This window comes from Bradyrhizobium sp. S69 (assembly GCF_009766005.1).
Lineage (GTDB): Bacteria > Pseudomonadota > Alphaproteobacteria > Rhizobiales > Xanthobacteraceae > Bradyrhizobium.
In genome coordinates, this window is sequence record NZ_LMUK01000009.1 from 150,801 (window position 1) to 164,009 (window position 13,209).

Below are 13,209 nucleotides of genomic sequence, written 5' to 3' on the forward strand. Positions count from 1 at the left end.
AGAAGGCGTGGATGCCCGGCACAAGGCCGGGCATGACGGAAAATGTAGCCAAGGAGCACGCCATGAACGTCATGAACGTCGATTACTCCACCAAGATTCCCAACAACGTGAATCTGTCCGAGGATCGCCAGGTGCTGAAAGCGCTGGAGGGCTGGCATCCCGGCTACATGGATTGGTGGAGCGACATGGGGCCGGAAGGCTTCCAGCAATCGCTGGTCTATCTGCGCACCGCTTATTCGGTCGATCCGCGCGGCTGGGCCAAGTTCGATTATGTGAAAATGCCGGACTATCGCTGGGGCATCCTGCTGGCGCCGCAGGAAGAAAACCGCGTGATTCCGTTCGGCGAGAATTTCGGCAAGCCGGCCTGGCAGGAAGTGCCGGGCGAGCATCGCGCCACGCTGCGCCGCCTGATCGTGATCCAGGGCGACACCGAGCCCGCTTCGGTCGAGCAGCAGCGTTTTCTCGGCAAGACCGCGCCGTCGCTGTATGACCTGCGCAACCTGTTCCAGGTCAATGTCGAGGAAGGTCGCCATCTCTGGGCGATGGTCTATCTTCTGCAGAAATATTTCGGCCGCGACGGCCGCGAGGAAGCCGACGATTTGTTGCGCCGGCGTTCCGGCGACGCCGACAGCCCGCGCATGCTCGGCGCCTTCAACGAGGCGACGCCGGACTGGCTGTCGTTCTTCATGTTCACCTATTTCACCGACCGCGACGGCAAGATGCAGTTGCACTCGCTGGCGCAGTCCGGTTTCGATCCGCTGTCGCGCACCTGCCGCTTCATGCTGACCGAAGAGGCGCATCATATGTTCGTCGGCGAGACCGGCATCAGTCGCGTCGTGCAGCGGACCTGCGAGGCCATGAAGGCCGCCGGCATCAGCGACCCCGAGGATATCGCCAAGGTGCGGGCGCTGGGCGTGATCGACCTGCCGACCATCCAGAAGAAACTGAACCTGCATTACTCGCTGTCGCTGGACCTGTTCGGCTCGGAAGTCTCGACCAACGCCGCCAACGCCTTCAACGCCGGCATCAAGGGCCGCTACAAGGAGACCGCGATCGAGGACGATCACCGTTTGCAGAACTCGACCTATCCGGTGCTCAAGCTGATCGACGGCAAGGTCAAGCGGGTCGATGAGCCGGCGCTCACCGCGCTCAACATGCGGCTGCGCGACGACTACACACAGGACTGCGCCAAGGGGCTGTTGCGCTGGAACAAGATCATTGCGCTGGCCGGCTACGATATCCGCCTGGAGTTGCCGAATGTCGCGTTCCATCGCCAGATCGGCGAATTCAGGGACATCAACGCCACCCCGGACGGCCTGCTGATCGACGACGCCACTTGGAACAGACGCAAGGGCGAGTGGGTGCCGTCGGCGGCCGACGGCGATTTCATCGCCTCGCTGATGAAGCCCGTCACCGAAGCGGGCGAGTTCGCCTCGTGGATCTCTCCGCCCAAGGTCGGGATCGACAACAAGCCCGGCGATTTCGAGTATGTGAAGATCGATACCTAAGCTGGATGTTGGGGTGGTGATGAGCGAACAGAGTTTTCCGGGCGCGGCCTTGCGCCCGCTGCGGCTTGCGATCGGCGGCCAGACCATCACGGGCTTCGAGAGCCCGGGCACCGGCCGCCCGATCCTGCTGGTCCACGGCAACTCGTCGTCATCCCGGATCTGGCAGAAGCAGCTGCAGGGGCCGCTCGGCGCGAAATATCGACTGATTGCGATCGACCTGCCGGGTCACGGCGCCTCGTCGCCGCCGCCCAATCCGGAGCAGGATTATTCAGGTCCGGGCTATGCGGGCTGCCTCGCGGCCGTCGCGCGCGAACTCGGCCTAAAGGACGCGGTGGTGGTGGGCTGGAGCCTTGGCGGACATGCGGTGCTCAATGCCGCGGCGTCGCTGCCGATGGCGGCAGGGTTGATGATTTTCGGCACGCCGCCGATCGGCAAGACGCCCGACGGATTTGCCGGCTTCAAGGGGTTGTCGGCCGTAGCCTTCACGCCGGCGCCGAGTGACGCGGAAATCGAGGAGTGGCTGAAAACGTCCTTTGCGCCGGGCTATGCGCCGGTGCCGTCCTTTGTCGCTGCCGATTTTCGTCAAACCGACGGCAACGCGCGAGGCTATCTCGGCGCCGCCGTGCAGGCTGGCCGCTTCGACGACGAGGTCGAGATCGTGCGCCATCTCAAGATTCCGCTCGCGATCGTGCAGGGTGGCGAAGAGCAGATCGTCGATCTCGGCTATTTGCAGCGGCTGGCCGCCCCGACGCTGTGGCGCGGGCAGGTTCAGGTGATCGAAGGCGCCGGCCACGCCACGCAATGGGAGAAGGCTGAAGCCTTCGACCGCATCGTCGACGAGTTCGCGTCGAGCCTTTGAAGCTACCTCGGCCGTCATCCTGAGGAGCGCGCCCTTGCGCGCGTCTCGAAGGATGGACACAACACATGGACTCGCGGCCATCCTTCGAGGCTCGCAAGAGCTCGCACCTCAGGATGACGTCCGAGATAGATTCACAGGCTCTGGGAGCGTGAATAGCGAATAGAAAAAATACCATTCGCTATTCGCTACGCGCCGCCTAGCCCGCGATCTCCAGTCCCGGGTTGGCGTAGACGACACCACCATCGACGGCGATGGTGTTGCCGACCACGTAGTCACCGGCGCGCGACGCGAGATAGATCGCTATACCCGCCATGTCCTCGTCGGCGCCGATGCGTCGCGATGGAATGCGCTGTGCGACTTCGTCACTATGGTCGCGTGCGGCCCGGTTCATGTCCGACTTGAACGCGCCCGGCGCGATCGCGGTGACGTTGATGTGGTCCTTGATCAGTTTGGTCGCCATGCGCCGGGTCAGATGGATCACCGCGGCCTTGCTCGCGGCGTAGGAATAGGTTTCGCCGGGATTGACGAAAATGCCGTCGACCGAGGCGATGTTGATGACCTTGGCGGGCCGTTCGTGCGACGCCGCGGCGCGCAGCGGCTTCGCCAGCGCCTTGGTCAGGAAGAACAGCGACTTGACGTTGAGGTCCATCACCTTGTCCCAGCCGCTTTCCGGGAATTCGTCGAAGTCGGCACCCCAGGCGGCACCCGCATTGTTGACGAGGATGTCGAGTTTCGGCTCGCGCTTGATGATTTCGGCGGCGAGTTTTTCGCAACCTTCGACCGTCGAAATATCGATCGGCAATGCGATGCATTCGCCGCCATATTCCGCCGTGAGCTCCTTGGCGGTGGCCTCGCACGGCCCGGCCTTGCGCGCGGTGATATAGACCCTGGCCGCACCCTGATGCAGGAAGCCGCCCGCGATCATCTTGCCGATGCCGCGAGATCCGCCGGTCACCAATGCGACGCGGCCAGAAAGCGAGAACAGATCCTTGAACATGCGTTCCTCCATTTGCGTTTGAGTGTGGTTTTGAGGCGGGAGCATTTGCGAGTCAAGGAAATGACTTGATGTACATGTAGCCCTCATCCTGAAAGCCTGCGAAGCTATCTCGGACGTCATCCTGAGGTGCGCGCTCTTTCTTGCGCGCCTCGAAGGATGGTGTTCAGCGCAGTGCGTGCGGCCATCCTTCGAGGCTCGCAAGAGCTCGCACCTCAGGATGACGGCTTGCAGGCGTCGATGACCCTACGCCGCGTCGACGCGGCGGAAGCCGTTCCACATCGCGGTGGCGGCGCCCGAGGTCAGCACCGGCAGGATCCGCGCGTCCTGATAGTTGCCGTTGAGCGAGACCCGCGGCAGCGCCGTCAGATGCCGGGCGTTCTCGGGAAACACCATGCCCGGCCGCGTCGTCACCGCGGTCTTGAAGCCGCTGGCGCGCGCCAGCGCGAACTCGCGGGCGCCGGCCGCGATCCTGTCGCCATAGGGATAAGCGAGATGGAGGATCTGGCGCTGCAACACGCCTTCGATCCGCGCGCGGCTGGTCGCCATTTCGTGGGTGGCGTTGGCTTCGGTCTGCTGCGCCAGATTGCAATGGGTGATGGTATGCGCGCCGATCGAAATCAACGGATCGTCGGCGAATGTTTTCAACTCATCCCAGGACATGCAGAGCGAAGGACAGATCGCGGCCTCATCGATGCCGTGACGTTTGCACAGCGCGGTCATTTCGCGCTGGACATCGAACTCACCCGGCAATCCGCGCAGCCAGGTGTGCAGCCGGTCGAACGCGGCCTGCTTGGCTGCCGCCGTGGTGGTATCGAGGTGGACCGCCGTGCCGCCGATCTCGACGTCGATCCGGGAGGCCTTGGCGATCACCATCTCCAGCGCGATCCACCACAGCCGGCCGCTTCCTTCGGCGAAATCGCTGGCGACATAAACGGTGCAGGGTGCGTCGAATTCACGCAGCACCGGCAGCGCGAAATCCCGGTTGTCACGATAGCCGTCGTCGAGCGTGAAGCAGGCGAAGCGCCGCGCGAAATGACGTTCGGTCAATCGCTGATGCACCTCGTCCATGGTGACGATGTCGATGCCCTGGGTCCGCAGGTGCGACAGCATGGAGCGCAGGAACTCGGGCGTGATTTCGAGATGCCGGTTCGGCTGGAACGCGGCGTCGCGGCCGGCGCGAACATGATGCAGCATGAAAATAGCGCCGACGCCCGCGAAAATCGGCCGCAACAGATGGTGGGCGCGGCTGAAGTAAAGCGCTTCCAGCCCGGCGCGGATCACAGTGTTGCGAAACTGGTTCATCAGGAGCGATCGGCCTTGATATGCAGTCTTGACATGCAGTCTTAACATACAGTCTTGGGTTGCAGCTTTGAGGCTAGCGGGCGGCGCTGAAGAAACGGTTAGTCGGACGGTCGCCATTGATCCTATTGTTCCGTGTTATTTCCAGTTTGACAGCCTCGCAAGGGTTTGTTTTCTCTCGGTTCCCAGACCGCAGGACGGCGAATGCACGGACTTTTCAGATGGAGCAGCAAATGGTGGCCCGGTACAATTCCGTTGGCGATCCTTTGGGTGGTCGCGGCATGGTCGAATACCACGCCGCTGGAATCCGATCTCGCGGCGCGCAGCAGCGCAGCGTTGCAGAATAGCGTACTGGACAAGAAGCAAATCGCGGTCGAAGGCCGCGACGTCACGTTTGCCGCCGATGCTTTTTCGGAAGAAGGCCGTCGCGGCGCGGTTGATTCGGTCGAAGCCGTGCCGGGCGTGCGGCTGGTCAACGACGAAACCCGCCTCGTTCCGGAAGCCAAGCCGTTCGTCTGGTCGGCTGAGCGGGACGTCGTCCGGGTCACGCTGGGCGGCAATGCGCCGTTGCCGGCCAGCAAAGGCAAATTGTTCGAGGCGACCCGCACCGCCCTCGGCAATGTCGAGGTCGTCGACCGGATGGACTTGTCGCGGGGCGCGCCGCCACGTTTCGACGACGCGGCGTTGCTGCTGATCGGTCAGATCGCAAAACTGAAGGTCGGCAAGATCAGCATTTCCGATACCAAGGTCAGCCTTTCCGGGATGGCGCGCGAGCTCGGTGGCCGCGAAGCGATCGCCGCCGGCCTGAAAAAATTGCCGGAAGGGTTTTCGGTCGCCGCCAATGATATCGAGGCCCCGCCCTATATCTTTCAGGCCTACAAGGATCCGGTCGCGGTGACGCTGACGCTCACCGGCTATGTGCCGGATAACACGGTGCATACCGCGCTGGTCGCGACCGCCTCGCGAAAATTCTTCAGCGAAAAAGTGGTCGATAATCTCAAGTCCAGCGTCGGCGCGCCGGCCGGATTCGCAAGCGCGGTGGCGCCGGCGCTGGGCGCGCTGGCGCGGCTGTCGACCGGTACGCTGGTGGTGACGGACCGCGAGGTCAAGCTGTCGGGCGACGCCTTCTATGATGCGGCGGCGGTTGCGATCCGCGGCGGTCTGGGCAAGGATTTCCCGCAAAGCTGGAAATTCAAGGCCGACATTTCCGTCAAGCCCGCGACGGCGCCGGTGGATGCCACGGTGTGCCAACAGTTGTTTTCGGATCTGCTCGCCAAGGGAAACATCCGCTTCGAATCCGGGCGCGCCGTGATCGATCCGGACTCGGCGGGTCTGCTCGACCGGCTGATCGAAACGGCGATGCGCTGTCCGGCCGCCACGATCGAGATATCAGGACATACCGACGGCGACGGTGAAGATGCCTTCAACCAGGCGCTGTCGGAGAAGCGGGCCCAGGCGGTGGCGGATTATCTCGTCAAGGCAGGGCTGCCCGCCGACCGCTTCACGGCGGTGGGTTACGGCAGCACGCAGCCGATCGCCTCCAACGACACCGACGAAGGCAAGGCGCAGAATCGCCGCATCGAATTCCTGGTGAAGTGATGGCCATGACATATCTCGTGACGTTTCATTGGGGCTGGCTGGTGGGATCGCTGTTGCTGGGCTTGGCCGCGGGCTGGGTCGCGGTGGTTCAACGCGGTCAAGGCGTATCGAAGGTGACGGCGCGCTGGCTGTCGTTACTGGTGGCGGCACTCATCGCGGTGGCGCTGGCGCGGCTGGTCCCCGGCCGGCCCGGCTATTGGCTCGACCTCGGTCTGGTGATGTTTGCGTTATATCTGGCCGGCTGCGCGGTCGGATCGTGGCTGCGCGACTGGGTAGTGTCGCGCCACCGGCCGGCGGCTTGAGGCAAAATGCCCCGTCCACCGCCCGTTGACGACAAGGATATCGGCGCCGGCGCCCGCGAATGCAGCAAAACTGTGCATCCAACGTCATGAATTGCCCGCTAATATCCCCCTAATATATTGAAGGATCGCGTTTTATTCACGCCAAGCGAATTCCACTCCGGCCCAAAACGCGCTACCACATGGCGCCGGGAAGTGTGGCGCCAGTGGCGGCGACGTTCGCCCGGCAGCCCGCCGACATGGAAGCGCGCTCAAGCCGCACGCAAGATCACACGTCAAGGTTCGCCCGCGAGATCGTAGTTGGGATCGCAATTCGAGGTCTAGATGCTGGAAGCAATACGCAGGGCGGTCACGTTGCTGCGCCAGAAGCAGATCCTGCATAGATTGGGTGTTGCGATCAGCGTCGCGGTCATCGGGATCGCGTGCTACGTGCTCTATCACATGCTGCGGCACATCGACGCCCAAGAGGTGCTCGAAGCCATCAAGGACACCGAACCGCACCAGATCGTGCTGGCCGCCTTGTTCGTGGCGGCGGGTTATTTCACGCTGACCTTCTACGACCTGTTCGCGGTTCGCGCGATCGGCCGGCCCGATATTCCCTACCGCATCAATGCGCTTGCGGCCTTCACCAGCTATTCGATCGGGCACAATGTCGGGGCCAGCGTGTTCACCGGCGGCGCGGTGCGCTACCGGATCTATTCGGCGTGGGGATTGAACGCGATCGACGTCGCGAAAATCTGCTTTCTGGCCGGCCTGACGTTCTGGCTCGGCAATGCCGCGGTCCTGGGCCTTGGCATCGCCTATCATCCCGAAGCGGCGACCGCGATCGATCAGCTTCCGCCCTGGCTGAACCGGCTCGCCGCGCTCGGCATCATCCTGGCGCTGGTGGTCTATGTGGCCTGGGTCTCGCTGCGGCCACGGGGCGTCGGGCGCGGGCCCTGGACGGTGATCCTGCCGGGCGGATCGCTGACCTTGCTGCAGATCGCGATCGGTATCGTCGATCTCGGGTTCTGTGCGCTGGCGATGTATGTGCTGGTTCCCGACGAACCCAATCTCGGCTTTGTCGTGGTCGCGGTGATTTTCGTGGCGGCGACGCTGTTGGGCTTTGCCAGCCATTCGCCGGGCGGGCTCGGCGTGTTCGACGCCGCGATGCTGGTCGGGCTGTGGCAGATGGACCGCGAGGATTTGCTGGGCGGGATGCTGCTGTTCCGCCTGCTGTATTATATTGCGCCGTTTGTCATATCTGTAATCTTGCTGACGTTTCGGGAGGTTATCATCGGCGGGCGAAACAAGCGCCTGCGTCAGGTGACCGATGGGCTCAAGGTTGAGCCGCACCGCGAAGCTGCCTATGTGCGGGAACGCAGGGACACGGGCGCCTGACCACTCCGCCCCGAACGGGAGAGCCGGCCCCGATGGCAATTGAAGCTCCTTCCTCGCCTTTCTACTCGCCGTGGCCGGATCGGCTGCGGCACTCGGCCATTATCCTGCTTGTCGCCGGCCTCGCGCTGGCCGTGCTGGTCGGGCTCGACGAATTGTCGCCGCTGCGGGCGTCGGTGGTTTTTGCCTGTATCGCGGCGGCAGCCCTGGTGCCGTGGCGGTTGCATAACGCGGTGGCGTCGCGTGAAGACGTGCGCGGGGTCAATCCGGTGGAAACCGCCGCGGTCAGCGCCGTGGTGGCCGGCATGCCGGATCCCGCGGTGCTGCTCGATCGCGCCGGCCGCGTCATTCACCTCAATGCCGCCGCGGCCCAGCTTGCGCCGGCATTGCGCAAGAACGAACTTGCCCAGTTCGCGCTGCGCTCGCCCGAGATCATCACCGCGCTGCGCGAAGCCATCGCCACCTCGGAGACCAGGCGGGCGACCTATCTCGATCACGTCCCGGTCGATCGCTGGATGGAGCTGATCGTGACGCCGGTGCCGGTGCCGACCCTGTTCGGCGGTACCGACAAATGCATGTTGATGACGTTCCACGATCAGACACCGCTGCGCCGGGTCGAGGAAATGCGCGCCGATTTCGTCGCCAATGCCAGCCATGAATTGCGCACGCCGCTGGCCGCGTTGTCCGGCTTCATCGACACATTGCAAGGGCCGGCCAAGGAAGACGCCAAGGCCCGCGAGCGCTTCCTCGGCATCATGCACACCCAGGCCACCCGCATGGCGCGGCTGATCGACGACCTGTTGTCGCTGTCGCGGGTCGAGCTTTCGGCCCATGTCCGCCCCGACACGCTGGTGGATATCGTCCCGATCATCCGCCAGGTCGCCGACGGGCTGGAGCCGCTGGCCCGTGAGCGCCAGGTCGCGATCGACACCGATCTGCCGGATGCGCCGGTGGTGATCGCCGGCGATCGCGAGGAGCTGCTGCGGGTGTTCGAAAACCTGATCGAGAACGCGCTGAAATACGGCGCCTCCGGCGGCAAGGTCGTGGTCTCGCTGATCTCGGCTGTATCAGGCGAGGGCGTGCCCGAATTCCGGGCCATCGTGCGCGATTTCGGCCCCGGCATCGCCCCGGAACATCTGCCGCGGCTGACCGAGCGGTTCTACCGGGTGGATGTCGGCGACAGCCGGGCCCAGGGCGGCACCGGGCTCGGATTATCGCTGGTGAAACATATTGTTAACCGCCATCGCGGCCGGCTTTTGATCGAAAGCGTGCTGAAAAAGGGCGCCACCTTTACCGCCTGTTTTCCCCAGGCCAAGCCCCCCTCCGGGACGTAAAGCCAAGCGATTTCAATTGCTTGTGCTTGTCATCTAGCTGTCACGAAACCTTCGTAAAAGCAGCAACGACCGCTCCTAAACGGACCGGGCGTGAGCGCGATCGGGCGTATCAGGCGCTTCGCTCACCACATGGAGACCCCAATGAATTTTATCAAAGCTATCGTCGCTGCCGGCCTGGTCGCCGCATCGACGTCGGCGTTTGCCGCCGACATTACCGGCGCCGGCTCGACCTTCATCTTCCCGGTCCTGTCGAAGTGGGCGGATGCCTACAAGAAGGAAACCACTAGCGGCGTGAACTATCAGTCGATCGGTTCGGGTGCCGGCATCAAGCAGATCCAGGCCAACACCGTGACCTTCGGCGCCACCGATGCGCCGCTCAAGGCCGAGCAGCTCGAGAAGGATGGCTTCGCGCAGTGGCCGATGATCATGGGCGCGATCGTGCCCGTCGTGAACATCGACGGCATCAAGCCCGGCGACATGGTGCTGGACGGCGATACGCTGGCCAAGATCTATCTCGGCACCATCACCAAATGGGATGACGCCGCCATCAAGAAGCTCAATCCGAAGCTCGAGCTGCCGTCGGCCGCGATCTCGGTCGTTCACCGTGCGGATGGTTCGGGCACCACCTTCAACTTCACCGACTACCTCGCCAAGGTCAGTGCGGATTGGAAGTCCAAAGTCGGTTCCGGCACCGCGGTCGAATGGCCGGTCGGCGTCGGCGCCAAGGGCAATGAAGGCGTCTCCGGCAATGTCGGCCAGGCCAAGAACACCATCGGCTACGTCGAATATGCCTACGCCAAGCAGAACAAGCTGACCTACACCGCGTTGGTCAACAAGGCCGGCAAGACCGTGCAGCCCGCCACCGAAGCCTTCCAGGCGGCCGCTTCCAACGCCGACTGGGCCAACGCTCCCGGCTATTACCTGATCCTGACCGACCAGCCCGGCGACAAGTCGTGGCCGATCGTCGCCTCGACCTTCATCCTGATGCACAAGGATGCGACCGACAAGGCGGCCTCGCAGGAAGCCATCAAGTTCTTTAAGTTCGCCTTCTCCAAGGGCGGCAAGATGGCCGAAGAGCTCGACTACATCCCGATGCCGGACGCGGTGGTCAAGCTGATCGAGAAGACCTGGGCCGCCGATATCAAGAGCTGATCGCGAGATCCGTCTCTTTGAGGATCCAGCCAACCCGGGTTCGCCCGGGTTGGACGTCCGAAGCATCGAAGCCGGATTTCCAACCGGTTTGGTAGTACAATATAGGGGATTGGCGTGGCGGACATGGCCGTTCAAAGCGATCTGATGGAAGCTGCCGAACCCTACGATCGCGCCAAGGCGCTCAGCGCGTTCAAACTGGGCGACGTCACGTTTTACTGGATCACGCGTCTCTGCGCGATCTCGGTACTGCTGATCCTCGGCGGCATCATCATCTCGTTGATTGTCGGCGCGTGGCCGGCGATGAAGGAATACGGCTTTGCGTTCCTGTGGACGCAACGCTGGGCGCCGTCGGCCGATCCGCCGGTGCTGGGCGCGCTCGGCCCGATCTACGGCACGCTGGTGACATCCTTCATCGCGATGCTGATCGCGATTCCGGTCGGGATCGGCATTGCGATCTTCCTGACCGAGCTGTGTCCGCAAATGCTGCGGCGTCCGATCGGCATCGCCATCGAGCTGCTCGCGGGGATTCCCTCGATCATCTACGGCATGTGGGGCTTCTTCGTGCTCGGCCCGTTTCTGGCCTACACGTTCCAGCCGTTCATGATCTCGCTGTTCGACGGCGTTCCGGTGCTCGGCACCATCTTCGGCGGGCCGCCGTCTTATCTCAGCCTGTTCAATGCGGCGCTGATCCTCGCCATCATGGTGCTGCCGTTCATCACCGCGATCTCGGTCGACGTGTTCAAGACCGTGCCGCCGGTGCTGAAGGAAGCCGCCTACGGCGTCGGCTGCACCACCTGGGAAGTCGTCCGCAACGTGGTGATCCCCTATACGCGGGTCGGCGTCATCGGCGGCATCATGCTGGCGCTCGGCCGCGCGCTCGGCGAGACCATGGCGGTGACCTTCATCATCGGCAATTCGTTCCGCATCTCGGGCTCGATCTTCGGGCCCGGCACCACGATTTCCGCGGCGATCGCCTCCGAATTCGCCGAAAGCGACGGCTTGCATCAATCGGGGCTGATCCTGCTCGGTCTGCTGCTGTTCGTGCTGACGTTCTTCGTGCTGGCGGCGGCGCGGCTGATGCTGATGCGGCTGGAAAAGAAAGCCGGGAATTAGGCGCATGAACCCGATCTATTCATCCCGCCGCCGCAAGGACATCGTGGTCCGCGCGCTGTGCGTCGGCGCCGCTTTGTTCGGCGTGACATGGCTGGCGCTGATCCTGTTCACCCTGTTCTACAACGGGCTCGCGGGGCTGAGCGTGCAGATCTTCACGCAGAACACCCCGCCGCCGGGCTCGACCGAAGGCGGCCTGCTCAACGCCATCGTCGGCTCGGTCATCATGACCGTGATCGGGGTCGGCATCGGCGCGCCGCTCGGCCTGTTCGCGGGGACGTATCTCGCCGAATACGGCAAGCATGACCGCCTCACGTCAGTGATCCGCTTCATCAACGACATCCTGCTCTCTGCGCCCTCGATCATCATCGGCCTGTTCGTCTATGGCGCCGTGGTGGTGCCGATGCGCAGCTTCTCGGCGATCGCGGGCGCGCTGGCGCTGGCGGTGATCGTGATTCCGGTCGTGGTGCGCACCACCGAGGACATGCTGGGGCTGGTGCCCAATCCGCTGCGCGAGGCGGCGTCCGCGCTCGGCCTGCCGCGTTCGCTGGTCATCAAGCGAATTGCCTACCGCGCGGCGCGCTCCGGCCTCATCACCGGCGTGCTGCTGGCGACCGCCCGCGTCGCCGGCGAAACCGCGCCTTTGTTGTTCACCGCACTGTCCAACCAGTTCTTCAGCCTCGACCTCACCAAGACGATGGCCAACCTGCCGGTGACCATCAACAACTTCGTGCAGAGCCCCTACGCCTACTGGAAAGAACTCGCCTGGAGCGGGGCCTTGCTCATCACCTTGACCGTACTCGCGTTGAATATTGGCGCCCGCTATCTTGGCGCCGAAAGGGCTGCAAAATGACCGACGTCTCCGTATCGACGGCACTTCACAGCGCGCCGGCTTCCTCGGCGCCATTGCCCGAGGCGCCGGCCAAGGTCAGCGTGCGCAATTTGAACTTCTATTATGGCGAGCACCATGCGCTGAAGAACATCAATCTCACGCTCGGCACCAATCGCGTGACCGCCTTCATCGGACCGTCCGGTTGCGGCAAGTCGACCCTGCTGCGGGTTTTCAACCGGATGTACGACCTCTATCCCGGACAGCGCGCCACCGGCCAGTTGATGCTCGACCAGACCAACGTGCTCGATCCCAAGCTCGATCTCAATCTGCTGCGCGCCCGCGTCGGCATGGTGTTCCAGAAACCGACGCCATTTCCGATGACGATCTATGAAAACATCGCCTTCGGCATCCGCCTCTACGAAAAGATATCCAAGTCCGAGATGGACGGCCGGGTCGAAAAGGCGCTGCGTGGCGGCGCGCTGTGGAATGAGGTCAAGGACAAGCTGAACGCCTCCGGCCTCAGCCTGTCCGGCGGCCAGCAGCAGCGGCTTTGCATCGCGCGCACCGTGGCGGTGCGCCCCGAGGTGATCCTGTTCGACGAACCCTGTTCGGCGCTGGATCCGATCTCGACCGCCAAGGTCGAGGAATTGATCCAGGAATTGGCCGAGGACTACACCATCGCCATCGTCACCCACAACATGCAGCAGGCCGCACGGGTCTCCGACAAGACCGCCTTCATGTATCTCGGGGAGATGATCGAATTCGACGATACCAACAAGATTTTCACCTCGCCAAGCGATCGGCGGACCCAGGATTATATCACCGGCAGGTTCGGTTAAGCGT

General features: G+C 63.3%; 12 protein-coding genes. 10 read left to right on the forward strand and 2 right to left on the reverse strand.

Annotated features, from left to right (window positions below; all coding sequences use genetic code 11):
- Positions 1–71 precede the first annotated feature (71 nt).
- Together boxB and GSQ88_RS02725 are read left to right on the forward strand one after the other, a co-directional pair.
- Complete coding sequence (gene boxB, locus GSQ88_RS02720) at positions 72–1,508, forward strand: benzoyl-CoA 2,3-epoxidase subunit BoxB (RefSeq protein ID WP_159005935.1); 1,437 nt, start codon at positions 72–74, stop codon at positions 1,506–1,508.
- Between the two features lie 19 nt (positions 1,509–1,527).
- On the forward strand, positions 1,528–2,367 hold the full coding sequence (locus GSQ88_RS02725) for an alpha/beta fold hydrolase (protein ID WP_159005836.1): 840 nt from the start codon (positions 1,528–1,530) through the stop codon (positions 2,365–2,367).
- A 196-nt stretch (positions 2,368–2,563) separates the two neighbouring features.
- On the opposite strand, the gene GSQ88_RS02730 is transcribed toward GSQ88_RS02725, so the two are convergent.
- Both GSQ88_RS02730 and GSQ88_RS02735 read right to left on the reverse strand, forming a co-directional pair.
- Positions 2,564–3,364, reverse strand: coding sequence for an SDR family oxidoreductase (locus GSQ88_RS02730; RefSeq protein ID WP_159005837.1), 801 nt, complete (start codon positions 3,362–3,364; stop codon positions 2,564–2,566).
- 243 nt (positions 3,365–3,607) lie between these two features.
- Positions 3,608–4,666: a polysaccharide deacetylase family protein gene (locus tag GSQ88_RS02735; protein ID WP_159005838.1), complete on the reverse strand. Its 1,059-nt coding sequence runs from the start codon at positions 4,664–4,666 to the stop codon at positions 3,608–3,610.
- A 201-nt stretch (positions 4,667–4,867) separates the two neighbouring features.
- On the opposite strand from GSQ88_RS02735, the gene GSQ88_RS02740 reads away from it, so the two are divergent.
- From GSQ88_RS02740 to pstB, 8 genes are all read left to right on the forward strand, one after another.
- A complete protein-coding gene (locus GSQ88_RS02740; RefSeq protein ID WP_159005839.1) occupies positions 4,868–6,262 on the forward strand; it encodes an OmpA family protein in 1,395 nt (464 codons plus the stop codon).
- Between the two features lie 5 nt (positions 6,263–6,267).
- A complete protein-coding gene (locus GSQ88_RS02745) occupies positions 6,268–6,564 on the forward strand; it encodes a hypothetical protein (RefSeq protein WP_159005936.1) in 297 nt (98 codons plus the stop codon).
- A gap of 321 nt (positions 6,565–6,885) precedes the next feature.
- Complete coding sequence (locus GSQ88_RS02750) at positions 6,886–7,941, forward strand: lysylphosphatidylglycerol synthase domain-containing protein (RefSeq protein ID WP_159005840.1); 1,056 nt, start codon at positions 6,886–6,888, stop codon at positions 7,939–7,941.
- Positions 7,942–7,973: 32 nt separating this feature from the next.
- Complete coding sequence (locus tag GSQ88_RS02755) at positions 7,974–9,272, forward strand: ATP-binding protein (protein ID WP_159005841.1); 1,299 nt, start codon at positions 7,974–7,976, stop codon at positions 9,270–9,272.
- 141 nt (positions 9,273–9,413) lie between these two features.
- Positions 9,414–10,424 (forward strand): phosphate ABC transporter substrate-binding protein PstS, encoded by a 1,011-nt coding sequence (gene pstS, locus GSQ88_RS02760; RefSeq protein ID WP_159005842.1) that lies wholly within the window; start codon positions 9,414–9,416, stop codon positions 10,422–10,424.
- A 123-nt stretch (positions 10,425–10,547) separates the two neighbouring features.
- Positions 10,548–11,537, forward strand: a complete 990-nt coding sequence (gene pstC, locus GSQ88_RS02765) for a phosphate ABC transporter permease subunit PstC (protein ID WP_174247901.1) — start codon at positions 10,548–10,550, stop codon at positions 11,535–11,537.
- A gap of 4 nt (positions 11,538–11,541) precedes the next feature.
- On the forward strand, positions 11,542–12,387 hold the full coding sequence (pstA, locus tag GSQ88_RS02770) for a phosphate ABC transporter permease PstA (RefSeq protein ID WP_159005844.1): 846 nt from the start codon (positions 11,542–11,544) through the stop codon (positions 12,385–12,387).
- Entirely contained in the window at positions 12,384–13,205 is an 822-nt protein-coding gene (pstB, locus tag GSQ88_RS02775) for a phosphate ABC transporter ATP-binding protein PstB (protein WP_159005845.1), read from the forward strand. The genes pstA and pstB overlap by 4 nt, the downstream gene beginning before the upstream one ends.
- Positions 13,206–13,209 lie beyond the last annotated feature (4 nt).